General features: G+C 68.2%; 20 protein-coding genes and 1 tRNA gene. 18 read left to right on the forward strand and 3 right to left on the reverse strand.

Annotation, left to right across the window (positions count from 1 at the left end; all coding sequences use genetic code 11):
* The first annotated feature begins 29 nt into the window (after nucleotides 1-29).
* Nucleotides 30-1,487: a DHA2 family efflux MFS transporter permease subunit gene (locus ACGFT2_RS27975; RefSeq protein ID WP_393283218.1), complete on the forward strand. Its 1,458-nt coding sequence runs from the start codon at nucleotides 30-32 to the stop codon at nucleotides 1,485-1,487.
* A gap of 107 nt (nucleotides 1,488-1,594) precedes the next feature.
* Nucleotides 1,595-2,650 carry a UDP-N-acetylmuramate dehydrogenase gene (locus ACGFT2_RS27980; RefSeq protein WP_393283221.1) on the forward strand — a complete coding sequence of 352 codons (1,056 nt, stop codon included), beginning with the start codon at nucleotides 1,595-1,597 and terminating at the stop codon, nucleotides 2,648-2,650.
* Nucleotides 2,651-2,660: 10 nt separating this feature from the next.
* On the opposite strand, the gene ACGFT2_RS27985 is transcribed toward ACGFT2_RS27980, so the two are convergent.
* Nucleotides 2,661-3,293 (reverse strand): NAD(P)-dependent oxidoreductase, encoded by a 633-nt coding sequence (locus ACGFT2_RS27985; RefSeq protein WP_393283224.1) that lies wholly within the window; start codon nucleotides 3,291-3,293, stop codon nucleotides 2,661-2,663.
* A 104-nt stretch (nucleotides 3,294-3,397) separates the two neighbouring features.
* Here ACGFT2_RS27985 and ACGFT2_RS27990 point away from each other — a divergent pair, with 104 nt between their 5' ends.
* Nucleotides 3,398-4,006: a TetR/AcrR family transcriptional regulator gene (locus tag ACGFT2_RS27990; RefSeq protein ID WP_393283226.1), complete on the forward strand. Its 609-nt coding sequence runs from the start codon at nucleotides 3,398-3,400 to the stop codon at nucleotides 4,004-4,006.
* 72 nt (nucleotides 4,007-4,078) lie between these two features.
* On the opposite strand, the gene ACGFT2_RS27995 is transcribed toward ACGFT2_RS27990, so the two are convergent.
* Both ACGFT2_RS27995 and ACGFT2_RS28000 read right to left on the reverse strand, forming a co-directional pair.
* Nucleotides 4,079-5,119 (reverse strand): adenosine deaminase, encoded by a 1,041-nt coding sequence (locus tag ACGFT2_RS27995; protein WP_393283229.1) that lies wholly within the window; start codon nucleotides 5,117-5,119, stop codon nucleotides 4,079-4,081.
* 212 nt (nucleotides 5,120-5,331) lie between these two features.
* Nucleotides 5,332-6,558 carry a pyridoxal phosphate-dependent aminotransferase gene (locus tag ACGFT2_RS28000; RefSeq protein ID WP_393283232.1) on the reverse strand — a complete coding sequence of 409 codons (1,227 nt, stop codon included), beginning with the start codon at nucleotides 6,556-6,558 and terminating at the stop codon, nucleotides 5,332-5,334.
* Nucleotides 6,559-6,820: 262 nt separating this feature from the next.
* On the opposite strand from ACGFT2_RS28000, the gene ACGFT2_RS28005 reads away from it, so the two are divergent.
* From ACGFT2_RS28005 to tuf, 15 genes are all read left to right on the forward strand, one after another.
* A tRNA-Trp gene (locus ACGFT2_RS28005) sits at nucleotides 6,821-6,893 on the forward strand.
* Nucleotides 6,894-6,999: 106 nt separating this feature from the next.
* Nucleotides 7,000-7,284 carry a preprotein translocase subunit SecE gene (gene secE, locus ACGFT2_RS28010; protein WP_393283489.1) on the forward strand — a complete coding sequence of 95 codons (285 nt, stop codon included), beginning with the start codon at nucleotides 7,000-7,002 and terminating at the stop codon, nucleotides 7,282-7,284.
* Between the two features lie 80 nt (nucleotides 7,285-7,364).
* Nucleotides 7,365-8,288: a transcription termination/antitermination protein NusG gene (gene nusG / locus ACGFT2_RS28015; protein ID WP_393283235.1), complete on the forward strand. Its 924-nt coding sequence runs from the start codon at nucleotides 7,365-7,367 to the stop codon at nucleotides 8,286-8,288.
* Nucleotides 8,289-8,498: 210 nt separating this feature from the next.
* Entirely contained in the window at nucleotides 8,499-8,762 is a 264-nt protein-coding gene (locus ACGFT2_RS28020; protein WP_393283238.1) for a hypothetical protein, read from the forward strand.
* A 133-nt stretch (nucleotides 8,763-8,895) separates the two neighbouring features.
* Entirely contained in the window at nucleotides 8,896-9,330 is a 435-nt protein-coding gene (gene rplK, locus ACGFT2_RS28025) for a 50S ribosomal protein L11 (RefSeq protein ID WP_037657523.1), read from the forward strand.
* A gap of 97 nt (nucleotides 9,331-9,427) precedes the next feature.
* Nucleotides 9,428-10,153, forward strand: a complete 726-nt coding sequence (gene rplA / locus ACGFT2_RS28030; protein WP_345046720.1) for a 50S ribosomal protein L1 — start codon at nucleotides 9,428-9,430, stop codon at nucleotides 10,151-10,153.
* A 164-nt stretch (nucleotides 10,154-10,317) separates the two neighbouring features.
* Nucleotides 10,318-11,307, forward strand: coding sequence for a hypothetical protein (locus ACGFT2_RS28035; RefSeq protein WP_393283242.1), 990 nt, complete (start codon nucleotides 10,318-10,320; stop codon nucleotides 11,305-11,307).
* A 315-nt stretch (nucleotides 11,308-11,622) separates the two neighbouring features.
* Complete coding sequence (gene rplJ, locus ACGFT2_RS28040; RefSeq protein WP_393283243.1) at nucleotides 11,623-12,153, forward strand: 50S ribosomal protein L10; 531 nt, start codon at nucleotides 11,623-11,625, stop codon at nucleotides 12,151-12,153.
* Nucleotides 12,154-12,269: 116 nt separating this feature from the next.
* On the forward strand, nucleotides 12,270-12,659 hold the full coding sequence (gene rplL, locus ACGFT2_RS28045; protein WP_393283246.1) for a 50S ribosomal protein L7/L12: 390 nt from the start codon (nucleotides 12,270-12,272) through the stop codon (nucleotides 12,657-12,659).
* Nucleotides 12,660-13,249: 590 nt separating this feature from the next.
* A complete protein-coding gene (gene rpoB / locus ACGFT2_RS28050; RefSeq protein ID WP_393283247.1) occupies nucleotides 13,250-16,735 on the forward strand; it encodes a DNA-directed RNA polymerase subunit beta in 3,486 nt (1,161 codons plus the stop codon).
* 97 nt (nucleotides 16,736-16,832) lie between these two features.
* On the forward strand, nucleotides 16,833-20,732 hold the full coding sequence (locus ACGFT2_RS28055) for a DNA-directed RNA polymerase subunit beta' (protein WP_393283250.1): 3,900 nt from the start codon (nucleotides 16,833-16,835) through the stop codon (nucleotides 20,730-20,732).
* A gap of 607 nt (nucleotides 20,733-21,339) precedes the next feature.
* Nucleotides 21,340-21,711, forward strand: a complete 372-nt coding sequence (gene rpsL, locus ACGFT2_RS28060) for a 30S ribosomal protein S12 (RefSeq protein WP_003948652.1) — start codon at nucleotides 21,340-21,342, stop codon at nucleotides 21,709-21,711.
* Nucleotides 21,712-21,713: 2 nt separating this feature from the next.
* A complete protein-coding gene (gene rpsG / locus ACGFT2_RS28065; protein ID WP_005481264.1) occupies nucleotides 21,714-22,184 on the forward strand; it encodes a 30S ribosomal protein S7 in 471 nt (156 codons plus the stop codon).
* A gap of 39 nt (nucleotides 22,185-22,223) precedes the next feature.
* Entirely contained in the window at nucleotides 22,224-24,350 is a 2,127-nt protein-coding gene (fusA, locus tag ACGFT2_RS28070) for an elongation factor G (protein WP_393283253.1), read from the forward strand.
* A 158-nt stretch (nucleotides 24,351-24,508) separates the two neighbouring features.
* Nucleotides 24,509-25,702 carry an elongation factor Tu gene (tuf, locus tag ACGFT2_RS28075; RefSeq protein ID WP_393283255.1) on the forward strand — a complete coding sequence of 398 codons (1,194 nt, stop codon included), beginning with the start codon at nucleotides 24,509-24,511 and terminating at the stop codon, nucleotides 25,700-25,702.
* Nucleotides 25,703-25,704: the final 2 nt, after the last annotated feature.

Below are 25,704 nucleotides of genomic sequence, written 5' to 3' on the forward strand. Positions count from 1 at the left end.
CTAACTAGATCTCACTCTCTGGGGGAGAGATGTCAGAAACGACCGCACAGGACGGCGCGCGGCGCGGGGGAGCCGTGTGGGCGCTGGTCATCACCAGCGTCGCCGGATTCATGGCGGCCCTCGACAACCTCGTCGTCACCACCGCCCTGCCCTCCATCCGCGAGGATCTCGGGGGCGCGCTGGACGACCTGGAATGGACCGTGAGCGCCTACACGCTCACCTTCGCCGTCCTGCTGATGTTCGGCGCCGCGCTGGGCGACCGCTTCGGCCGCCGCCGGCTCTTCATCGCCGGACTCGCCGTCTTCACCGGCGCCTCCGCCGCCGCGGCCATGGCACCCGGTATCGGCTCCCTGATCGCCGCCCGCGCGGTCCAGGGCGTGGGCGCGGCCGTGATGATGCCGCTCACGCTGACCCTGCTGACCGCGGCCGTGCCCGCCGCCAAGCGCGGCACCGTGTACGGGATCTGGGGCGCCGTCAACGGACTCGCCGTCGCCTCCGGACCGCTCATCGGCGGCAGCCTCACCGAGCACGTCTCCTGGCACTGGATCTTCTGGCTGAACGTCCCGCTCGGCCTGGCCGTGCTGCCGCTCGCCCGTCTGCGACTGACCGAGTCCTACGGAACCGGCGCCCGGCTCGACATCCCCGGCACGCTGCTCGCCAGTGGAGGGCTCTTCGGGATCGTGTACGGCCTGGTCCGCGGGCCCGCCGACGGCTGGACCGACACCGTGGTGCTGACCGCGCTGTTCGCGGGGGCGGCCCTGCTGGTGGGCTTCGTCCTCTACAGCTCGCGCGCCGCCGCCCCGATGCTGCCGATGCGGCTGTTCCGCTCCCGCGCCTTCGCCGGGATCAACGCGGCCAGCCTGCTGATGTTCGTCGGAATGTTCGGCTCGATATTCCTGCTCAGCCAGTACATGCAGGGCGTGCTCGGCTACTCGCCGACCGAGGCGGGCCTCAGGATGCTGCCGTGGACCGGCATGCCGATGCTCGTCGCGCCGATCGCGGGAATCCTGTCCGACCGCATCGGGGGGCGGCCGGTCGTCGCGGCCGGCCTGTTCCTGCAGGCCGCCGGCCTCGGCTACATGGCCTTCGTGGCCACGGCGGACGCCTCCTACGCGGTCCAGCTGCCCGCCCTGATCATCAGCGGCATCGGCATGGCGCTGTACTTCGCCCCGGCGGCCAACCTGGTGATGTCCAGCGTGCGTCCGCAGGAACAGGGCATCGCCTCCGGCGCCAACAACGCGCTGCGCGAGGTGGGCGGTGCGCTCGGCATCGCGGTCATGTCGTCGATCTTCTCCGCGCAGGGAGGGTACGAGAGTGCGCGGAGCTTCGTGGACGGCCTGCGGCCCGCGCTGGTCACCGGTTCCGCGGTGGTCGCCGTCGCCGCCCTCGCGGCCCTGCTGATCCCGGGCCGCCGCGACTCCGCCGGCCTGCTCGCCTCCGCGGCCGAGCAGGACGCGGCCCCGGTCCTCCAGGCCACCACCCGCTGACCGGACCACCACTCACCTCGGACGCGTCCCCGGGCGCACGCCCGCGTGCCGGCACCACGGCACGCGGGCGTGCGGTGCTGCCGGAGGTGTCTCGTAGTCTTGGGCGCGTGCAGGTACTCCACGACGCCCCCCTGGCCCCACTGACCACCTTCCGGCTGGGCGGTCCCGCGACGCGGCTGGTGACCGCGGCCACCGACGCCGAGGTGATCGCCGCCGTCCGCGAGGCCGACGACAGCGGCACCCCGCTGCTGGTCATCGGCGGCGGATCGAACCTGGTCATCGGCGACAAGGGCTTCGACGGCACCGCTGTGCGCATCGCCACGCGCGGTGTCGAACTGCGCGGCACGACCCTGGAGCTGGCCGCCGGCGAGGTGTGGACGGACGCCGTCGCCCGCACGGTCGAGGCCGGGCTCGCCGGGGTCGAATGCCTGGCCGGGATCCCGGGGTCCGCGGGAGCCACACCGATCCAGAACGTGGGCGCCTACGGCCAGGAGGTCTCCGCCACGATCACCGAGGTGATCGCGTACGACCGCCGGGCCGGCGAGACCGTCACGCTGACGAACGAGGAGTGCGCCTTCTCGTACCGGCACAGCCGCTTCAAGGCCGACCCGGAGCGCTATGTCGTGCTGCGCGTCCGGTTCGAGCTGGAGGACGCGGACGGGCTGTCCGCGCCGGTCAAGTACGCGGAGGCGGCCCGGGCCCTCGGTGTGCGGCCGGGCGACCGGGTGCCGCTCGCCGACGCCCGCGAGACAGTGCTGAAGCTGCGGGCCGGCAAGGGCATGGTCCTCGACCCCGAGGACCACGACACCTGGTCGGCCGGGTCCTTCTTCACCAACCCCATCCTCACCGACGAGCAGTTCGCCGCGTTCCACGCGCGCGTGCGTGAGCGGTTGGGCGAGGATGCCGAGCCGCCCGCGTACCCGGCGGGCGAGGGCCGCACGAAGACCTCCGCGGCGTGGCTGATCGACAAGGCCGGCTTCACCAAGGGCTACGGCGACGGACCGGCCCGCATCTCCACCAAGCACACCCTCGCGCTCACCAACCGGGGCCACGCCACCGCCGAAGACCTGCTGGCCCTGGCCCGCGAGGTGATCGCGGGGGTCCGTGAGGCCTTCGGCGTCACCCTGGTCAACGAGCCGGTGACGGTGGGCGTGAGCCTGTGACCGGACCCGCTCAGTAGGCCACCCCCACCCCCTGCTTCAGGGTCTCCCGGGCGTCGATCATCGACAGCATCGCGTGCGCGACGTCCGCGCGGCCGATGAAGCGGCCCGCGCGCGGGAAGCCGCCGACGACGGTGCGATAGCGGCCGGTGAGCGGCTTGTCCTGCAGGCGCGGCGGCCGCACGGACGTCCAGTCGGTGCCGCTGCGGGCCAGCTCCGCCTCCATCTCGCGCAGATCGGTGTAGATGTCCTTGAGGACCGCCGACACCACTCTCCGCATGCCACGGTCCAGGGCGCCGTCGTCCGCCGGAGCGGGGCCGACGGGAGCGGCGCTGACCACCAGCAGCCGTCGTACGCCCTCCGCCTCCATGGCGCCGAGGACCGTCCGGGTCAGCCGCACGGTCACTCCGGCGTTCTTGCGGCCGCGCGCGCCGAGACCGGAGAGGACGGCGTCCCGGCCCCGCACGGCGGCGCGCAGCTCCTGCGGGTCGGCCAGGTCGCTGCGGACGACCTCCAGGCGGTCGCCGGTGAGGCCGAGGCCGGCAGGGTCCCGTACGACCGCCGTGACCTCGTGACCGGCGGTCAGGGCCTGACGGACCAGTTCCCCGCCGATTCCCCCGGTGGCGCCGAAAACAGTGAGCTTCATGGGCCCGGCCCCCTAGCCGAGAAGAGATGGGTGAGTGTTTACTCACCCCTGCCGCCTCTAGGGTGGGTAAGTACTCACCCACCCGTCAAGCCGATCGGAGTCCCGTGGAGACGAAGCCCGCGCGCGTCCGCATCCTCGACGCCGCTCACGAGCTGATGCTCACCGTGGGTCTCGCCCGCGCCACCACCAAGGAGATCGCCCGGGCGGCCGGCTGCTCCGAAGCGGCTCTCTACAAGTACTTCGACAGCAAGGAAGAGCTGTTCGTGCGGGTCCTCGACGAGCGCCTGCCCCGGCTCGCCCCGCTGCTCGACGGCCTCTCCACCGAACCGGGACAGGGCACCCTGGAAGGAAACCTCACCGAGATCGCCCGCCGAGCGGCCCTCTTCTACGAGCAGAGCTTCCCGATCGCCGCCTCCCTGTACGCCGAGACCCAGCTCAAGCAGCGCCACTACGACACCCTGCGCGCCATCGGATCCGGACCCCACCTGCCGATCCAGGGGCTGGACGCCTACCTGCGCGCCGAACAGAGGGCCGGCCGGGTCCGCGCCGGCGCCGACACCTACGCCGCCGCCTCCCTGCTGCTGGGCGCCTGCGCCCATCGCGCGTACGCCTACGACGCCGTCGCGAGCGATGAGCGGCCACCGGTGGACGAGTTCGCCGCCCGGCTCACCCGCACACTGCTGGGCGGAATCCGCGTCGCCGGCCGTCCCTGAGCCGGCCGCCCGGCGGCGGGCACCCGGTCGAACTGCTGGTCCGCTTCCAGGCATGTCCGCCCCGCGCCCACCTCAGGCGGCCGGGCGAGCCAGCCATTCGTCCACGCCGGCCAGCAGCCGCGCCCTGACGTCCTCGGGAGCGGCGGAGGCCCGCAACGACTGCCGGGCCAGCTCCGCGAGTTCGGCGTCCGTGAAGCCGTGGGCGTGGCGGGCGATCTCGTACTGGGCGGCCAGCCGGGAGCCGAACAGCAGCGGGTCGTCGGCGCCGAGGGCCAGCGGCACGCCTGCCTCGAAGAGCGTGCGCAGGGGGACGTCCTCCGGCTTCTCGTAGACGCCGAGCGCCACATTGGAGGCGGGGCACACCTCGCAGGTCACGCCCCGGTCGGCCAGCCGCTTCAGCAGCCGCGGGTCCTCCGCCGCGCGTACCCCGTGCCCGATCCGGGAGGCGTGCAGATCGTCCAGGCAGTCCCGGACCGAGGCCGGACCGGTCAGCTCGCCGCCGTGCGGGACCGAGAGCAGACCCCCCTCGCGCGCGATGTGGAAGGCCCGGTCGAAGTCCCGCGCCATGCCGCGCCGCTCGTCGTTGGACAGCCCGAAGCCGACCACGCCCCGGTCCGCGTACCGCACGGCCAGACGGGCCAGGGTGCGCGCGTCCAGCGGGTGCTTCATGCGGTTGGCGGCCACCAATACGCGCATGCCGAGGCCGGTCTCCCGGGAGGTCGTCTCCACCGCGTCGAGGATGATCTCCAGCGCCGGGATCAGACCGCCCAGGCGTGGTGCGTACGACGTCGGGTCCACCTGGATCTCCAGCCAGCCCGAGCCGTCCTTCACGTCTTCCTCGGCGGCCTCCCGGACCAGTCGCCGGATGTCCTCCGGCTCCCGCAGACAGGAGCGCGCCGCGTCGTACAGCCGCTGGAAACGGAACCAGCCCCGCTCGTCCGTGGCCCGCAGTCTGGGAGGTTCGCCGCTGGTCAGCGCCTCCGTCAGCGCGTCGGGCAGCCGCACGCCGTGCTTGTCGGCCAGTTCCAGGACGGTCCCCGGCCGCATCGAGCCGGTGAAGTGCAGATGCAGGTGGGCTTTCGGCAGCTCGGACAGATCACGTACACGCTCCATTCCAGGATCCTGCCGTACGGACCCGCCCTCCCGGTAGCCGTTTCCCCCTTAGTGGTCTTGCTCGCACACAGAAGCGGGCCGCCTCCCCGGAGGGAAACGGCCCGCACGCGCGCGTGGGTGGCGGGGACGTCGGTCCCGCGCCTCTGCGGAGGCGAGGACCCCGCCTCTGCGGAGGCGAGGACCCCGGTCCCGGCGGCTCTGCAGCGAGGACCTCAGTCCCGCGCCTCCGCCAGCAGCTTCTGCATCCGGCTGACGCCCTCGGCGAGGTCCTCGTCGCCGAGCGCGTACGACAGCCGCAGGTAACCCGGCGTGCCGAAGGCCTCGCCCGGGACGACCGCGACCTCCGCCTCCTCCAGGATCAGCGCGGCCAGCTCGACGGTGTCCTGCGGCCGCTTGCCGCGGATCTCCTTGCCGAGCAGCGCCTTGACCGACGGGTAGGCGTAGAAGGCGCCCTCGGGCTCCGGGCAGAACACGCCGTCGATCTCGTTGAGCATCCGCACGATCGTCCGGCGGCGGCGGTCGAAGGCCTCGCGCATCGTCGCCACGGCGTCCAGGCCGCCGGAGACGGCGGCGAGGGCGGCCGCCTGGGCCACGTTGGAGACGTTCGAGGTGGCGTGCGACTGCAGGTTGGTCGCGGCCTTGACCACGTCCTTCGGGCCGATGACCCAGCCCACGCGCCAGCCGGTCATGGCGTAGGTCTTCGCCACACCGTTGACCACGACGCACTTGTCGCGCAGTTCCGGCAGGAGCGCCGGCAGGGACACGGAGACCGCGTCGCCGTAGACCAGGTGCTCGTAGATCTCGTCGGTCAGCACCCACAGGCCGTGCTCGAGGGCCCAGCGGCCGATCGCCTCGGTCTCGGCCTCGCTGTAGACGGCGCCGGTCGGGTTGGACGGGGAGACGAAGAGGACGACCTTGGTCTTCTCCGTGCGCGCCGCCTCAAGCTGCTCGACGGAGACGCGGTAGCCGGTCGTCTCGTCGGCCACGACCTCCACCGGGACACCGCCGGCGAGACGGATCGACTCCGGGTACGTCGTCCAGTACGGCGCAGGCACGATGACCTCGTCGCCCGGGTCGAGGATCGCGGCGAACGCCTCGTAGATGGCCTGCTTGCCGCCGTTGGTGACGAGGATCTGCGAGACGTCGGGCTCCCACCCGGAGTCCCGCAACGTCTTCGCGGCGATCGCCGACTTCAGCTCCGGCAGGCCGCCGGCCGGGGTGTAGCGGTGGTACTTCGGGTTCTTGCAGGCCTCGACGGCCGCCTCGACGATGTAGTCCGGGGTCGGGAAGTCGGGCTCACCGGCGCCGAAGCCGATCACCGGACGTCCGGCGGCCTTCAGGGCCTTGGCCTTGGCGTCCACGGCGAGGGTGGCGGACTCGGAGATCGCGCCGACTCGGGCGGAGACCCGGCGCTCGGTGGGAGGGGTTGCAGCGCTCATGAGGCCCATCGTTCCAGACCGCAAACGCCCCCGGCACACGGGTTTCACAGACTGAACAGCAAGGGGTCGAGGCGTGAACAGGGATCCGAATCCGGCGGCCGGCCAGGACGATCTTCGGCCGGGCCGCTCCGGACGGGCGCATTCTGTTCGACGCCGGGCCGTCGACCACGTACACTCACACCTCGTTGGTCTTCGGCAGCCGCGGCCGCAACCGGTGCACACCGAGCACTCGGTCGGATGCGGTACGTTGGGGGACACACAAAGGGTCGTAGCTCAATTGGTAGAGCACCGGTCTCCAAAACCGGCGGTTGGGGGTTCAAGTCCCTCCGGCCCTGCTACACACACCGCCAGGATGTGTGCGCATGTACGTACAGCATTGCACCGCCGTGCGGCTCAGAAACCGGGCGCGGCACGGCCATGACCCGGGATCAGGTGAGGACTATGACGGACGCCGTGGGCTCCATCGACACGCCTGATGCTCAGGACGAGTTGCCCGAGTCGAAGAAGGCTCGCAAGGGCGGCAAGCGCGCCAAGAAGGGCCCGCTCAAGCGCCTGGCCACTTTCTACCGCCAGATCGTCGCGGAACTCCGCAAGGTCGTCTGGCCGTCGCGCAACCAGCTGACGTCGTACACCACCGTGGTGATCTTCTTCGTCGCCATCATGATCGCCCTGGTGACCGTGATTGACTATGGGCTCAACCACGCGGCCAAGTACGTCTTCGGCTGAGTCCAGAGCGAAGGGCGCCGTGGTACCGGCGCCCGTTTTCGCATGTTCCACCCCTATGTATCCAGGAAGAAGCAGCCATCGTGTCTGACCCGAACCTGAACGACGCCACCGAGCCTCGCGAAAATGCCGCCGAGACGGTGGACGACGAGCTCGACATCGTCGAGGGCGCGGACGAGCAGGACGAGTTCGAGGCTGCCGAGGCCGAGTCGGGCGAGCCCGCCGAAGAGGCCGCTCTGCACGTCGAGGACGAGGAAGACGACGCCGAGGAGGGTGACGAGGAAGTCGCCGCCGCCGAGGCCGCCGAGGAGACGGAAGCCGCTGACGCGGAAGCCGCCGACGCGGAAGCCGCCGACGCGGAAGCCGTCGAGGAGGAGCCGGCCGCGCCGGTCGACCCGGTCCAGGCCCTGCGCGAGGAACTGCGCACCCTGCCCGGCGAGTGGTACGTCATCCACACCTACGCCGGTTACGAGAACCGCGTGAAGACCAACCTGGAGCAGCGCGCCGTCTCGCTGAACGTCGAGGACTACATCTTCCAGGCCGAGGTGCCGCAGGAAGAGGTCGTCCAGATCAAGAACGGCGACCGCAAGACGATCAAGCAGAACAAGCTGCCGGGTTACGTCCTGGTCCGCATGGACCTGACGAACGAGTCCTGGGGCGTCGTCCGCAACACCCCGGGCGTCACCGGCTTCGTCGGCAACGCCTACGACCCGTACCCGCTGACCCTGGACGAGATCGTCAAGATGCTCGCGCCGGAGGCCGAGGAGAAGGCCGCCCGCGAGGCCGCCGAGGCCGAGGGCAAGCCCGCCCCGCAGCGCAAGGTCGAGGTCCAGGTGCTGGACTTCGAGGTCGGCGACTCGGTCACCGTCACCGACGGCCCGTTCGCCACGCTGCAGGCGACCATCAACGAGATCAACGCCGACTCGAAGAAGGTCAAGGGCCTGGTGGAGATCTTCGGCCGGGAGACGCCGGTCGAGCTGTCCTTCGACCAGATCCAGAAGAACTGAGCGCACCCCCCGAGAGCGCCCCGCCGGTGAGAACCGGCCCGGGGCGCTCTCGTCGTGTCCGGCCCGCCGTCCGCGGCGTCCTGGCCGCGTGGTGCTGCTCGCGACGTACGCCGCCTTCGTCCCGGCCGCCCTCCTGCGGACCGAGGTCCGGGGGCGGAGCCGGCCGAGGCCACCTTCCACGACGGGGCGTGCTTCCTCGGCGGCTGCCGCGTGACGCTCTCCGTGGCGGGTGAGGAGCTGACGGCAGGTCTGCCGTTCGGCACGCGCGCGCGTGGCCATGTCGAGGGCGACACCGTGGACGTGCTCCACGCGCCCGGTGAGCCGGATCAGGTCGTACTCGCCGCTGACGACGGGCGAGGGAGCGTCGCCGTGCTGCTCGCCGTGCCGGGCGGCGCCACCGTGCTCGTGCTGCTGGCGGGAGCCGTGCACGTGCTGCGCGAGCGACGGTCCGAGGGGTCTGCGCAAGCCGCCTGACCAGGACGATTTCCTGTCCGGACGGGACACCGGCTATCGTGGTGCGGTATGCCATCTATGTGATCTTGCCCCGATGGGCGCAGGTCCAGGACATGGATGGCAATCAACCTCTCAGTAAGGACCCGGAGAGAGCATGCCTCCCAAGAAGAAGAAGGTCACGGGGCTTATCAAGCTCCAGATCCAGGCCGGTGCGGCCAACCCGGCTCCGCCGGTCGGCCCCGCGCTGGGCCAGCACGGCGTCAACATCATGGAGTTCTGCAAGGCCTACAACGCCGCGACCGAGTCGCAGCGTGGCTGGGTCATCCCGGTGGAGATCACGGTCTACGAGGACCGTTCCTTCACCTTCGTGACCAAGACGCCGCCGGCCGCGAAGATGATCCTCAAGGCCGCGGGCGTCGAGAAGGGCTCGGGCGAGCCGCACAAGACCAAGGTCGCCAAGATCACCCAGGCGCAGGTCCGCGAGATCGCCACCACCAAGATGCCCGACCTCAACGCGAACGACCTGGACGCGGCCGCGAAGATCATCGCCGGCACCGCGCGCTCCATGGGCGTCACGGTCGAGGGCTGAAGTCACCCCCAGCAGTCGATGCGGCCGTAGCCGGTCGCACGTGGCAGGGCCCGCTCGGCCCGTACCACGACTCCTTTCAGAACACACAGGAGCAGTTGTGAGCAAGCGCAGCAAGGCTCTCCGCGCTGCGGACGCCAAGATCGACCGGGAGAAGCTCTACGCCCCGCTCGAGGCCGTCCGTCTCGCCAAGGAGACCTCCACCACCAAGTTCGACGGCACCGTCGAGGTCGCCTTCCGCCTGGGTGTCGACCCGCGCAAGGCCGACCAGATGGTCCGTGGCACCGTGAACCTGCCGCACGGCACCGGCAAGACCGCCCGGGTCCTGGTCTTCGCGACCGGTGACCGTGCTGCGGCCGCGGAGGCCGCGGGCGCCGACATCGTCGGCTCCGACGAACTGATCGACGAGGTCGCGAAGGGCCGTCTGGACTTCGACGCCGTCGTCGCCACCCCGGACCTCATGGGCAAGGTCGGCCGCCTCGGCCGCGTCCTCGGCCCGCGTGGCCTGATGCCGAACCCGAAGACCGGCACCGTCACCCCCGACGTCGCCAAGGCCGTCACCGAGATCAAGGGCGGCAAGATCGAGTTCCGCGTCGACAAGCACTCGAACCTGCACTTCATCATCGGCAAGGCGTCCTTCGACGACTCGCAGCTGGTGGAGAACTACGGCGCCGCGCTGGAGGAGATCCTCCGTCTGAAGCCGTCCGCCGCCAAGGGCCGGTACATCAAGAAGGCCGCCATCAGCACCACGATCGGCCCCGGCATCCCGGTCGACCCCAACCGCACCCGCAACCTCCTCGTCGAGGAGGACCCGGCCGCCGTCTGAGCCTCCCGCTCACCTCGGTAGCCGCGTCGCGTACGCGTAACCGGAGGACGGGTCCTGCAACCTTCGAGGTGCAGGGCCCGTCCTTTCTTTGTGCGACTTGTCGTACGACCGTCAGTGGCCTGGGTTACGGTGCAGGCACGGGATTCGTATAGGGGTGGGACTGAATGAAGAGCACGACCGTGCGCGCAATGGGCCTGTCGATCGCGGTGGCCGCCGCACTGACCGGTGTGGCGGCCTGCGGCTCGTCGGACACCGGCAAGGACGGCAAGGACGGCAAGGACGGCAAGGCGGCGGGCGGGGGCGCTGTGCACGTCAGCCCGATCGCCGCCCTGCGGTCCGTCGAGAAGTCCACGGACAAGGCCGACTCCGCCAAGGTGCGGTCCACCACCGCCATGGGCGACCTCATGGCGATGACGGCCAACGGCGCCCTCACCTGGGGTGACGGCCTCCAGGGCAACCTGACCATCACCTACACCGGCGGCAAGATGGCTCAGCTGATGCGCCAGGCCGGCTCCACGTCGATGGAGGCCCGCTACCTGCCGGACGCCTACTACGCGCACATGAGCGACACGTACGCCCAGCAGACCGGCGGCAAGCACTGGCTCAAGTACTCCTACGACGACCTCGCCAAGCTCGGCGGCGCCTCCGGTTCGTACATGAAGGACCAGCTGCAGAACTCCACGCCGGACCAGTCCGTGCGGATGCTGCTGGCCTCCGGCGACGTCAAGAAGGTCGGCGAGGAGACCGTCTCCGGCATCCACACCACGCACTACTCGGGCACGGTGGACGTCGCGGACCTCGCGGACAAGAGCAGCAACCTCAGCGCCGGCCAGCTGGCGGCCCTGAAGAAGCAGCTCAGCCAGGCGGGTGTCAGCACCGACACCGTCAACATCTGGATCAACGACGACAACCTGCTGGTCAAGAAGACCGAGAAGGCGGACACCGCCAACGGCACCATGACCAACACCTCGTTCTACAGCGACTACGGCGTGAAGGTCAGCGCCGAGGCGCCGCCGGCCGGTGACACCAAGGACTTCGCGGACCTGCTCAAGTCCGGTGGCACCGTGGGCGGTGGCACGGCGAGCGGTGGCACCGTGGGCGGCGGGACCGTGGGCGGCAGCACCGTCGGGGGCGGCACCGGCACCAGCTCCTGAGACCGGCGAAGCCGAAGGACCGGGGCGGCCCGTACGAGCCGATTTGCTCGACGGCGCCCCGGTCCCGTACTCTCCACGAGAAGCCAAAGACCGCTGGTCGTTGCCGTGCGCTCGCAAGAGGGCGCGGTGGCCGAAGGATCCGCTGAAAAGTGGGCGACCCGCGCAGGTAAATGTGGAAGTACTCCCGGACAGCACGCGCTCTCGCGTGTGTGACCGGTCGAGTCCGCCCCGTGCGCCTGCGCCGGGGCGTTTCGTTTCCCCAGTCCTCCTTCGGGTCCGCGCGGTCAGAATCACCCGGAAGGAGGCCGAGGCTCTATGGCGAGGCCCGACAAGGCTGCCGCAGTGGCCGAGTTGACGGAGCAGTTCCGCAACTCCAGCGCTGCCGTGCTGACCGAGTACCGCGGTCTCACCGTGGCGCAGCTCAAGACGCTGCGCCGGTCGCTCGGTGAGAACGCCCAGTACGCCGTGGTGAAGAACACGCTGACCAAGATTGCGGCCAACGAGGCCGGGATCTCGACGCTGGACGACCTGTTCAACGGTCCGACGGCTGTCGCCTTCGTCACCGGTGACCCGGTGGAGTCGGCGAAGGGTCTCCGTGACTTCGCCAAGGACAACCCGAATCTCGTCATCAAGGGCGGTGTCCTTGACGGCAAGGCGCTGTCCGCCGACGAGATCAAGAAGCTTGCGGACCTCGAGTCCCGCGAGGTTCTGCTCAGCAAGCTGGCCGGTGCCTTCAAGGCGAAGCAGTCCCAGGCTGCCTCCGTCTTCCAGGCGCTGCCGTCGAAGCTCGTCCGCACCGTGGACGCGCTCCGTGCCAAGCAGGCCGAGCAGGGCGGTGCCGAGTAATTCGGCTCGCTTTCTGATCCTGGCCGCATGATGCGGCGAGGGTCTCAGCGGGCCGACGTACGCCCGCCACACCCAGTACATCCGGCACCTGCCGATTGAGTGGAAGGACCGCCATCATGGCGAAGCTCACCCAGGACGAGCTGCTTGCCCAGTTCGAGGAGATGACCCTCATCGAGCTCTCCGAGTTCGTGAAGGCCTTCGAGGACAAGTTCGACGTCACCGCCGCCGCTGCCGCCCCGGTCGTCATGGCCGGCGCCGGCGCTGGTGCCGGTGCCGCCGAGGCCGAGGAGGAGAAGGACGAGTTCGACGTCATCCTCACCGGCGCCGGCGAGAAGAAGATCCAGGTCATCAAGGTCGTGCGTGAGCTGACCTCGCTGGGCCTGAAGGAGGCCAAGGACCTCGTCGACGGCACCCCGAAGCCGGTCCTCGAGAAGGTCACCAAGGAAGCCGCGGAGAAGGCCGCCGAGTCCCTCAAGGGCGCTGGCGCCTCCGTCGAGGTCAAGTAAGACCTTCCGGGTTCTCCCGAACCCGACTGCACGCGCCTGCGGCCCGTGTCGCGGTGAACCGCGCCTCGTAGGGCTGTAACGCGAACGCACCGAAGAGCGATCATCCATCCGGGTGGTCGCTCTTCGGCGTATCGGGAGGGCCGACCGCGGTTGCCTTGCACTCGCGACGGCGAGGGGTATGGTGATCTTCGTCGTGTCTCCGGCCAGTCTCGTTTGGACTGAGGGGCCTTGACGAACCGCACGCAGCGCGCAATTCTCAGGACGCGTCGTCACAAGGATCCGAATCCGAGGCATGGATCGACGGCGAAGAGGGCAGGATCAACGTGCGTTGAGGGCAGCATGCCGAGGGCGTTGAAACAAGAGCGGTGAGCACAACGAGGGTCTCGAAAAACAGGCGCTGGACATCAGTGTGCCAAGTGGCTACACTGACCCTTTGCGCTGCCTGTTAGCTGTCCCCTGCCCGTCACCAGGGGTCTGCCCTCACTCGAGCACCGATAACAAAGCTCCTTTGACCTGGGGTTTCTGTGTCGGTGTACGGGGGAGGGGCCGGTACGCGCGTAGTGAGTCCGAGCCCTCGGAAGGACCCCCTCTTGGCCGCCTCGCGCAATGCCTCGACCGCGAATTCGAACAACGGCGCCAGCACCGCCCCGCTGCGCATCTCCTTTGCAAAGATCAAGGAGCCTCTCGAGGTTCCGAACCTGCTCGCGCTGCAGACCGAGAGCTTTGACTGGCTGCTCGGCAACACCGCCTGGCAGAGTCGGGTCGAGGAGGCTCTGGAGAACGGTCAGGACGTCCCCACCAAGTCCGGTCTGGAGGAGATCTTCGAGGAGATCTCTCCGATCGAGGACTTCTCCGGGTCGATGTCGCTGACGTTCCGGGACCACCGCTTCGAGCCGCCGAAGAACTCCATCGACGAGTGCAAGGAGCGCGACTTCACGTACGCCGCCCCGCTCTTCGTCACCGCCGAGTTCACCAACAACGAGACCGGTGAGATCAAGTCCCAGACGGTCTTCATGGGCGACTTCCCGCTCATGACGAACAAGGGCACCTTCGTCATCAACGGCACCGAGCGTGTCGTGGTGTCCCAGCTGGTCCGTTCCCCCGGTGTCTACTTCGACTCCTCTATCGACAAGACGTCCGACAAGGACATTTTCTCCGCCAAGATCATCCCGTCCCGGGGCGCCTGGCTGGAGATGGAGATCGACAAGCGCGACATGGTCGGTGTCCGCATCGACCGCAAGCGCAAGCAGTCGGTCACCGTGCTGCTGAAGGCTCTCGGCTGGACCACCGAGCAGATCCTCGAGGAGTTCGGCGAGTACGAGTCGATGCGCGCCACCCTGGAGAAGGACCACACCCAGGGCCAGGACGACGCGCTGCTCGACATCTACCGCAAGCTGCGTCCGGGCGAGCCCCCCACGCGTGAGGCCGCGCAGACGCTGCTGGAGAACCTCTACTTCAACCCCAAGCGCTACGACCTCGCCAAGGTCGGCCGCTACAAGGTGAACAAGAAGCTCGGCGCGGACGAGCCGCTGGACGCCGGTGTGCTCACCACCGACGACGTCATCGCCACCATCAAGTACCTGGTGAAGCTGCACGCCGGCGAGACCGAGACGACCGGCGAGTCCGGCCGCTCGATCATCGTCGAGACCGACGACATCGACCACTTCGGCAACCGTCGTATCCGCAGCGTCGGCGAGCTGATCCAGAACCAGGTCCGTACGGGTCTCGCCCGTATGGAGCGCGTCGTGCGCGAGCGCATGACGACCCAGGACGTCGAGGCGATCACGCCGCAGACCCTGATCAACATCCGGCCGGTCGTCGCCTCCATCAAGGAGTTCTTCGGCACCAGCCAGCTGTCGCAGTTCATGGACCAGAACAACCCGCTGTCGGGTCTGACGCACAAGCGTCGTCTCAACGCCCTCGGCCCGGGTGGTCTCTCCCGTGAGCGGGCCGGCTTCGAGGTCCGTGACGTCCACCCCTCGCACTACGGCCGCATGTGCCCGATCGAGACGCCGGAAGGCCCGAACATCGGCCTGATCGGCTCGCTCGCCTCCTACGGCCGGGTCAACGCGTTCGGTTTCATCGAGACGCCGTACCGCAAGGTCGTCGACGGCCAGGTCACCGACGAGGTCGACTACCTGACCGCCGACGAGGAGGACCGCTTCGTCATCGCGCAGGCCAACGCCCCGCTGACCGACGAGATGCGGTTCGCCGAGGCCCGCGTGCTGGTCCGCCGCCGAGGCGGCGAGGTCGACTACGTCGGCGGCGAGGACGTGGACTACATGGACGTCTCGCCGCGCCAGATGGTGTCGGTCGCGACCGCCATGATCCCCTTCCTCGAGCACGACGACGCCAACCGTGCCCTCATGGGCGCGAACATGATGCGGCAGGCCGTGCCGCTCATCAAGTCCGAGGCCCCGCTCGTCGGCACCGGCATGGAGTACCGCTCCGCGGCCGACGCCGGCGACGTGGTCAAGGCCGAGAAGGACGGTGTGGTCCAGGAGGTCTCCGCGGACTACATCACCACCGCCAACGACGACGGCACGTACATCACGTACCGCCTGGCCAAGTTCTCCCGGTCCAACCAGGGGACCTCGGTCAACCAGAAGGTCATCGTCAACGAGGGCGACCGCCTCATCACGGGCCAGGTGCTCGCGGATGGTCCGGCCACCCAGAACGGCGAGATGGCCCTGGGCAAGAACCTGCTCGTGGCGTTCATGCCGTGGGAGGGTCACAACTACGAGGACGCGATCATCCTGTCGCAGCGCCTCGTGCAGGACGACGTCCTCTCCTCGATCCACATCGAGGAGCACGAGGTCGACGCCCGTGACACCAAGCTCGGCCCCGAGGAGATCACCCGGGACATCCCGAACGTCTCCGAGGAGGTCCTCGCGGACCTCGACGAGCGCGGCATCATCCGTATCGGTGCCGAGGTCATCGCCGGCGACATCCTCGTCGGCAAGGTGACCCCGAAGGGTGAGACCGAGCTGACCCCCGAGGAGCGCCTGCTGCGCGCGATCTTCGGCGAGAAGGCCCGTGAGGTCCGCGACACCTCGCTGAAGGTGCCGCACGGCGAGACCGGCAAGGTCATCGGTGTGCGCGTCTTCGACCGCGAGGAGGGCGACGAGCTGCCGCCGGGCGTGAACCAGCTGGTCCGCGTCTACGTCGCGCAGAAGCGCAAGATCACCGACGGTGACAAGCTCGCCGGCCGGCACGGCAACAAGGGTGTCATCTCCAAGATCCTGCCCATCGAGGACATGCCGTTCCTCGAGGACGGAACCCCGGTCGACATCATCCTGAACCCGCTGGGTGTCCCGTCCCGAATGAACCCGGGACAGGTCCTGGAGATCCACCTCGGCTGGCTCGCCAGCCGCGGCTGGGACGTCTCCGGCCTCGCGGAGGAGTGGGCCCAGCGCCTGCAGGTCATCGGCGCCGACCAGGTCGCCCCCGGCACCAACGTCGCCACCCCGGTGTTCGACGGTGCGCGCGAGGACGAGCTGGCGGGTCTGCTGCAGCACACCATCCCGAACCGGGACGGCGAGCGCATGGTGCTCCCGACCGGTAAGGCGCGGCTGTTCGACGGCCGTAGCGGTGAGCCGTTCCCGGACCCGATCTCGGTCGGCTACATGTACATCCTGAAGCTGCACCACCTGGTCGACGACAAGCTGCACGCCCGTTCGACCGGTCCGTACTCGATGATCACCCAGCAGCCGCTGGGTGGTAAGGCGCAGTTCGGCGGCCAGCGGTTCGGCGAGATGGAGGTGTGGGCCCTCGAGGCCTACGGCGCCGCGTACGCCCTCCAGGAGCTGCTGACCATCAAGTCCGACGACGTCACCGGCCGCGTGAAGGTCTACGAGGCCATCGTCAAGGGCGAGAACATCCCCGAGCCCGGCATCCCCGAGTCCTTCAAGGTGCTCATCAAGGAGATGCAGTCGCTCTGCCTGAACGTGGAGGTGCTGTCCAGCGACGGTATGTCCATCGAGATGCGCGACACCGACGAGGACGTCTTCCGCGCTGCGGAGGAGCTCGGCATCGACCTGTCCCGGCGCGAGCCGAGCAGCGTCGAAGAGGTCTGACGGGAGTCCGGCGGGGCCCTCACCCACAGGGCCCCGCCGACCCCCAGGCCCCCGTTTCAGACCACAGACTTTCGACCCTGAGAGGGATTGACGCATAGTGCTCGACGTCAACTTCTTCGACGAGCTCCGGATCGGCCTGGCCACCGCTGACGACATCCGTCAGTGGAGCCACGGCGAGGTCAAGAAGCCCGAGACCATCAACTACCGCACCCTCAAGCCCGAGAAGGACGGACTCTTCTGCGAGAAGATCTTCGGTCCGACCCGGGACTGGGAGTGCTACTGCGGCAAGTACAAGCGCGTCCGCTTCAAGGGCATCATCTGTGAGCGCTGTGGCGTCGAGGTCACGCGCGCCAAGGTGCGTCGTGAGCGGATGGGCCACATCGAGCTCGCCGCCCCCGTCACCCACATCTGGTACTTCAAGGGTGTCCCCTCGCGCCTCGGCTACCTGCTGGACCTGGCGCCGAAGGACCTCGAGAAGGTCATCTACTTCGCGGCGTACATGATCACGTTCGTCGACGAGGAGCGCCGCACCCGCGACCTGCCCTCCCTGGAGGCGCACGTCTCCGTGGAGCGCCAGCAGGTCGAGAACCGCCGCGACGCCGACCTCGAGGCCCGCGCCAAGAAGCTCGAGACCGACCTGGCCGAGCTGGAGGCCGAGGGCGCCAAGGCCGACGTGCGCCGCAAGGTGCGCGAGGGTGCCGAGCGTGAGATGAAGCAGCTGCGCGACCGTGCGCAGCGCGAGATCGACCGTCTCGACGAGGTGTGGACCCGGTTCAAGAACCTCAAGGTCCAGGACCTCGAGGGCGACGAGCTGCTCTACCGCGAGCTGCGTGACCGCTTCGGCACGTACTTCGACGGTTCGATGGGTGCCGCGGCGCTGCAGAAGCGCCTGGAGTCCTTCGACCTCGACGAGGAGGCCGAGCGCCTCCGCGAGATCATCCGCACCGGCAAGGGCCAGAAGAAGACCCGTGCGCTCAAGCGCCTGAAGGTCGTCTCCGCGTTCCTGCAGACCTCCAACAGCCCCAAGGGCATGGTCCTGGACTGCGTCCCGGTCATCCCGCCGGACCTGCGTCCGATGGTGCAGCTGGACGGTGGCCGCTTCGCGACCTCCGACCTGAACGACCTGTACCGCCGTGTGATCAACCGCAACAACCGCCTGAAGCGCCTTCTCGACCTCGGTGCGCCCGAGATCATCGTGAACAACGAGAAGCGCATGCTCCAGGAGGCCGTCGACGCGCTCTTCGACAACGGCCGTCGTGGTCGCCCGGTCACGGGCCCCGGCAACCGTCCGCTGAAGTCGCTGTCCGACATGCTCAAGGGCAAGCAGGGTCGTTTCCGTCAGAACCTGCTCGGCAAGCGAGTCGACTACTCGGCGCGTTCCGTCATCGTCGTCGGCCCGCAGCTGAAGCTGCACCAGTGCGGTCTGCCCAAGGCCATGGCGCTGGAGCTCTTCAAGCCGTTCGTGATGAAGCGCCTGGTCGACCTGAACCACGCGCAGAACATCAAGAGCGCCAAGCGCATGGTGGAGCGCGGCCGCACCGTCGTGTACGACGTCCTCGAAGAGGTCATCGCCGAGCACCCGGTGCTGCTGAACCGTGCTCCCACCCTGCACCGCCTCGGCATCCAGGCCTTCGAGCCGCAGCTGGTCGAGGGCAAGGCCATCCAGATCCACCCGCTCGTCTGCACCGCGTTCAACGCGGACTTCGACGGTGACCAGATGGCCGTGCACCTGCCGCTGTCCGCGGAGGCGCAGGCCGAGGCCCGCATCCTGATGCTGTCCTCGAACAACATCCTCAAGCCGGCCGACGGCCGCCCGGTGACGATGCCGACCCAGGACATGGTCCTCGGTCTGTTCTTCCTCACCACCGACGGCGAGCTGCGTGACACCAAGGGCGAGGGCCGCGCGTTCGGCTCGACGGCCGAGGCGATCATGGCGTTCGACGCCGGCGAGCTGGCGCTGCAGTCGCAGATCGACATCCGCTTCCCGGTGGGCACCATCCCGCCGCGCGGCTGGATGCCGCCGGCCCGTGAGGAGGGCGAGCCCGAGTGGCAGCAGGGGGACTCGTTCCGCCTGCGCACCACCCTGGGCCGCGCGCTCTTCAACGAGCTGCTGCCCGAGGACTACCCGTTCGTCGACTACTCGGTGGGCAAGAAGCAGCTCTCCGAGATCGTCAACGACCTGGCCGAGCGCTACCCCAAGGTCATCGTGGCGGCGACGCTCGACAACCTGAAGGCGTCCGGCTTCTACTGGGCGACCCGTTCCGGTGTCACCGTGGCCATCTCCGACGTCGTCGTTCCCGAGGCGAAGAAGGAGATCGTCAAGGGCTACGAGGCGCAGGACGAGAAGGTCCAGAAGCAGTACGAGCGCGGTCTGATCACCAAGGAAGAGCGCACTCAGGAGCTCATCGCGATCTGGACCAAGGCGACCAACGAGGTCGCCGAGGCGATGAACGAGAACTTCCCCAAGACGAACCCCATCTTCATGATGGTTGACTCGGGTGCCCGAGGAAACATGATGCAGATGCGGCAGATCGCCGGTATGCGTGGTCTGGTGTCGAACGCGAAGAACGAGACCATCCCGCGTCCGATCAAGGCGTCCTTCCGCGAGGGCCTGTCCGTGCTGGAGTACTTCATCTCCACCCACGGTGCCCGTAAGGGTCTGGCGGACACCGCCCTGCGTACCGCCGACTCGGGTTACCTCACCCGTCGTCTGGTCGACGTCTCCCAGGACGTCATCATCCGCGAGGAGGACTGCGGCACCGACCGCGGCCTCAAGCTCAAGATCGCGGAGCGGGGCGCGGACGGCGTGCTGCGCAAGACCGAGGACGTCGAGACGTCCGTGTACGCGCGCTGCCTCGCCGAGGACATCGTGGTCGAGGGCCAGGTGCTGGCCCCGGCCGGCACCGACCTGGGCGACGTCCTCATCGAGGAGCTCGTCGGCCGCGGCATCGAGGAGGTCAAGACCCGTTCGGTCCTGACCTGCGAGTCCGCCGTCGGTACCTGCGCGATGTGCTACGGCCGTTCGCTGGCCACCGGCAAGCTGGTCGACATCGGTGAGGCGGTCGGCATCATCGCCGCCCAGTCCATCGGTGAGCCCGGTACCCAGCTGACGATGCGTACCTTCCACACCGGTGGTGTGGCCGGTGACGACATCACCCAGGGTCTGCCCCGTGTCGTCGAGCTCTTCGAGGCCCGTACCCCGAAGGGTGTCGCCCCGATCTCCGAGGCCTCCGGCCGCGTGCGGATCGAGGAGACCGAGAAGACCAAGAAGCTCGTCGTCACCCCGGACGACGGCAGCGACGAGACGGCGTTCCCGATCTCCAAGCGTGCCAAGGTCCTGGTCCGCGAGGGCGACCACGTCGAGGTGGGCCAGCAGCTCACCGTGGGTGCCACCAACCCGCACGACGTGCTGCGCATCCTGGGTCAGCGTGCCGTCCAGGTCCACCTGGTCGGCGAGGTCCAGAAGGTCTACAACTCGCAGGGTGTGTCGATCCACGACAAGCACATCGAGATCATCATTCGGCAGATGCTCCGCCGTGTGACGATCATCGAGTCGGGCGACGCGGAGCTGCTGCCCGGCGAGCTGGTCGAGCGCTCGAAGTTCGAGACCGAGAACCGTCGCGTGGTCCAGGAGGGCGGTCACCCGGCCTCCGGTCGTCCGCAGCTGATGGGTATCACCAAGGCCTCGCTGGCGACGGAGTCCTGGCTGTCGGCCGCCTCCTTCCAGGAGACGACCCGAGTCCTGACGGATGCGGCGATCAACGCCAAGTCCGACAGCCTCATCGGCCTCAAGGAGAACGTCATCATCGGTAAGCTCATCCCGGCCGGTACGGGCCTGTCCCGCTACCGCAACATCCGGGTGGAGCCGACCGAGGAGGCCAAGGCCGCGATGTACTCGGCCGTCGGCTACGACGACATCGACTACTCGCCGTTCGGCACCGGCTCCGGCCAGGCCGTTCCGCTGGAGGACTACGACTACGGTCCGTACAACCAGTAAGCGAGCAGCATGAGCCGAAGGGCGGCCACCCCCCGTGCGGGGTGGCCGCCCTTCGGCGTCACGCCGGCTGTGACACGTCGCACGTGCGTCGTCGCGCCGGCTGTGACGCGTCACGCGTGCGTACCCGGCGTGTACGCGTGGTGCCGGCTGCGGCCTTCCCGCCGCTTCGGCACGTACGCGTGCGTGCCGGTGTCCGGCCCTGCGGCCGAGAGGTGTGGACGCGGTGGCGTGGTGGTGCCCCGGGGCGCCGTGAGGGCCCGCTGAGCCGCTCCAGGGGGCAGGGAGGGCGTGCGGGGAGACCCGCCGGGGCTCCGGTATCCATGATCGCCGAGGGTCACCGACCCGGTGGAGGGTCTGCCGTGATAGGGGTGGGTCCCATTTGTTTTGACCGCAGCGAATGAGGTAGGTACGCTCAGACCTTGTGCCTGGGGTGTGCCCTGGCTCTCGTGCGTGCCTTCGACCGCACAGCGAGCCGTCACCGGCCACCGTAATCTGCGCCCTTCCCGCCTTGCGGGGGGAGTCTGCGGGATTCGACACACCCGACCGCGTGGGTCGGCGTTGTTCCAGGTTAGCTTTACCTATTCGGCACACAGAAACCGGAGAAGTAGTGCCTACGATCCAGCAGCTGGTCCGCAAGGGCCGGCAGGACAAGGTCGAGAAGAACAAGACGCCCGCACTCGAGGGTTCCCCTCAGCGTCGCGGCGTCTGCACGCGTGTGTTCACGACCACCCCGAAGAAGCCGAACTCGGCCCTGCGTAAGGTCGCGCGTGTGCGTCTGACCAGCGGGATCGAGGTCACCGCTTACATTCCGGGTGAGGGACACAACCTGCAGGAGCACTCCATCGTGCTCGTGCGTGGTGGCCGTGTGAAGGACCTGCCGGGTGTTCGCTACAAGATCATCCGAGGTTCCCTGGACACCCAGGGTGTCAAGAACCGCAAGCAGGCCCGCAGCCGCTACGGCGCCAAGAAGGAGAAGTAAGAATGCCTCGTAAGGGCCCCGCCCCGAAGCGCCCGGTCATCATCGACCCGGTCTACGGTTCTCCTCTGGTGACCTCCCTCATCAACAAGGTGCTGCTGAACGGCAAGCGCTCCACCGCCGAGCGCATCGTGTACGGCGCCATGGAGGGTCTTCGCGAGAAGACCAGCAATGACCCGGTCATCACGCTGAAGCGCGCGCTGGAGAACATCAAGCCGACCCTCGAGGTCAAGTCCCGCCGTGTCGGTGGTGCGACGTACCAGGTTCCGATCGAGGTCAAGCCCGGTCGTGCCAACACGCTCGCGCTGCGCTGGCTGGTCGGTTACTCCCGCGCCCGTCGCGAGAAGACCATGACCGAGCGTCTGCTCAACGAGCTTCTCGACGCCTCCAACGGCCTGGGTGCCGCTGTGAAGAAGCGCGAGGACACGCACAAGATGGCCGAGTCCAACAAGGCCTTCGCGCACTACCGCTGGTAGTCGCTACCCACATCGAGACCGAGAGAAGACTGAAGCCTTATGGCTACCACTTCACTTGACCTGGCCAAGGTCCGCAACATTGGGATCATGGCCCACATCGACGCGGGCAAGACGACCACCACTGAGCGGATCCTGTTCTACACCGGTGTGTCGTACAAGATCGGTGAGGTCCACGACGGCGCCGCCACCATGGACTGGATGGAGCAGGAGCAGGAGCGTGGCATCACGATCACGTCTGCTGCCACCACCTGTCACTGGCCGCTGGAAGACGTCGACCACACCATCAACATCATCGACACCCCGGGTCACGTCGACTTCACCGTCGAGGTGGAGCGTTCCCTGCGTGTGCTCGACGGTGCCGTGACGGTGTTCGACGGCGTCGCCGGCGTCGAGCCCCAGTCCGAGACGGTGTGGCGTCAGGCGGACCGCTACGGCGTCCCGCGTATCTGCTTCGTCAACAAGCTCGACCGCACCGGTGCCGAGTTCCACCGCTGTGTCGACATGATCTCTGACCGCCTCGGCGCTCAGCCGATCGTGATGCAGCTGCCGATCGGTGCCGAGGCCGACTTCAAGGGCGTCATCGACCTCGTGACGATGAAGGCCCTGGTCTGGTCCGCCGAGGCCACCAAGGGCGAGATGTACGACACCGTCGACATCCCGGACACGCACACCGAGGCTGCCGAGGAGTACCGCGGCAAGCTGCTCGAGGCCGTGGCCGAGAACGACGAAGAGATCATGGAGCTGTACCTGGAGGGCGTGGAGCCCTCCGTGGAGCAGCTGTACGCCGCGATCCGTCGTATCACCATCGCGTCCGGCAAGGGCACCGGCACCACCGTGACCCCGGTGTTCTGCGGCACCGCGTTCAAGAACAAGGGCGTCCAGCCCCTGCTCGACGCGGTCGTGCGCTACCTGCCGTCCCCGGTCGACATCGAGGCCATCGAGGGCCACGACGTCAAGGACCCCGAGGTCGTCGTCAAGCGCAGGCCGTCCGACGAGGAGCCCCTCTCGGCGCTGGCGTTCAAGATCATGAGCGACCCGCACCTCGGCAAGCTCACCTTCGTCCGGGTCTACTCGGGCCGCCTGGAGTCCGGCACCGCCGTGCTGAACTCCGTCAAGGGCAAGAAGGAGCGCATCGGCAAGATCTACCGCATGCACGCCAACAAGCGTGAGGAGATCGAGTCGGTGGGCGCCGGTGACATCGTCGCCGTCATGGGCCTGAAGCAGACCACCACCGGTGAGACGCTGTCCGACGACAAGAACCCGGTCATCCTGGAGTCCATGGACTTCCCGGCGCCGGTCATCCAGGTCGCCATCGAGCCCAAGTCGAAGGGCGACCAGGAGAAGCTCGGCGTCGCGATCCAGCGTCTGGCCGAGGAGGACCCGTCCTTCCAGGTCCACTCGGACGAGGAGACCGGCCAGACCATCATCGGTGGCATGGGCGAGCTGCACCTCGAGGTGCTGGTCGACCGTATGCGCCGTGAGTTCAAGGTCGAGGCCAACGTCGGCAAGCCGCAGGTGGCCTACCGTGAGACGATCCGCAAGGCCGTCGAGCGCGTCGACTACACGCACAAGAAGCAGACCGGTGGTACGGGTCAGTTCGCCAAGGTCCAGATCGGCATCGAGCCGATCGAGGCCGGCGAGACCTCGTACGAGTTCGTGAACAAGGTGACCGGTGGTCGTATCCCGAAGGAGTACATCCCTTCGGTCGACGCCGGTGCGCAGGAGGCCATGCAGTTCGGCATCCTCGCCGGTTACGAGATGACCGGTGTCCGCGTGATCCTGCACGACGGTGCCTACCACGAGGTCGACTCCTCCGAGCTCGCCTTCAAGATCGCCGGTTCGCAGGCGTTCAAGGAGGCCGCGCGCAAGGCCAGCCCCGTGCTGCTCGAGCCGATGATGGCCGTCGAGGTCACCACGCCCGAGGACTACATGGGTGAGGTCATCGGCGACATCAACTCCCGCCGTGGTCAGATCCAGGCCATGGAGGAGCGGGCTGGTGCCCGCGTCGTGAAGGGCCTCGTGCCCCTGTCGGAGATGTTCGGCTACGTCGGCGACCTCCGTAGCAAGACGTCGGGTCGCGCAAGCTACTCGATGCAGTTCGACTCCTACGCCGAGGTTCCGCGGAACGTCGCCGAGGAGATCATCGCGAAGGCCAAGGGCGAGTAACGCACCGCGTTAACACGCCGTAGGCTTGACTCCGGAGCCTCCAGGGGCATTCCCTCGCAAACGCGGACGGAATGCCCCCGGGTTCCGGGCCATTACAGCAAAGATCACCTGGCGCCGATGAAGTAAGGCGTACAGAACCACTCCACAGGAGGACCCCAGTGGCGAAGGCGAAGTTCGAGCGGACTAAGCCGCACGTCAACATCGGCACCATCGGTCACATCGACCACGGTAAGACGACCCTCACGGCCGCCATTACCAAGGTGCTGCACGACGCGTACCCGGACCTGAACGAGGCCACCCCGTTCGACAACATCGACAAGGCGCCCGAGGAGCGCCAGCGCGGTATCACCATCTCCATCGCGCACGTCGAGTACCAGACCGAGGCGCGTCACTACGCCCACGTCGACTGCCCTGGTCACGCGGACTACATCAAGAACATGATCACCGGTGCCGCGCAGATGGACGGCGCGATCCTGGTGGTCGCCGCCACCGACGGCCCGATGCCGCAGACCAAGGAGCACGTGCTCCTGGCCCGCCAGGTCGGCGTTCCGTACATCGTCGTCGCCCTGAACAAGGCCGACATGGTGGACGACGAGGAGATCCTGGAGCTCGTCGAGCTCGAGGTCCGTGAGCTCCTCACCGAGTACGAGTTCCCCGGCGACGACGTTCCGGTCGTCAAGGTCTCCGCGCTCAAGGCCCTCGAGGGCGAGCAGGAGTGGGTGGACTCCGTCCTCAACCTGATGAAGGCCGTCGACGAGTCGATCCCGCAGCCGGAGCGCGACGTCGACAAGCCGTTCCTCATGCCGATCGAGGACGTCTTCACGATCACCGGTCGCGGTACGGTCGTCACCGGCCGTATCGAGCGCGGTATCCTGAAGGTCAACGAGACCGTGGACATCATCGGTATCAAGACCGAGAAGACCACCACCACGGTCACGGGCATCGAGATGTTCCGCAAGCTGCTCGACGAGGGCCAGGCCGGTGAGAACGTCGGTCTGCTCCTCCGTGGCATCAAGCGCGAGGACGTCGAGCGCGGCCAGGTCATCATCAAGCCGAACACGGTGACGCCGCACACCGAGTTCGAGGCGCAGGCCTACATCCTGTCCAAGGACGAGGGTGGCCGCCACACGCCGTTCTTCAACAACTACCGTCCGCAGTTCTACTTCCGTACCACGGACGTGACCGGCGTGGTGACCCTCCCCGAGGGCACCGAGATGGTCATGCCGGGCGACAACACCGAGATGACGGTGTCGCTGATCCAGCCCGTCGCCATGGAAGAGGGCCTGAAGTTCGCCATCCGTGAGGGTGGCCGCACGGTGGGCGCCGGCCAGGTCACCAAGATCGTCAAGTAGGT

The organism is Streptomyces sp. NPDC048514, from assembly GCF_043199955.1.
In the GTDB taxonomy this organism is placed as follows: Bacteria; Actinomycetota; Actinomycetes; order Streptomycetales; family Streptomycetaceae; genus Streptomyces.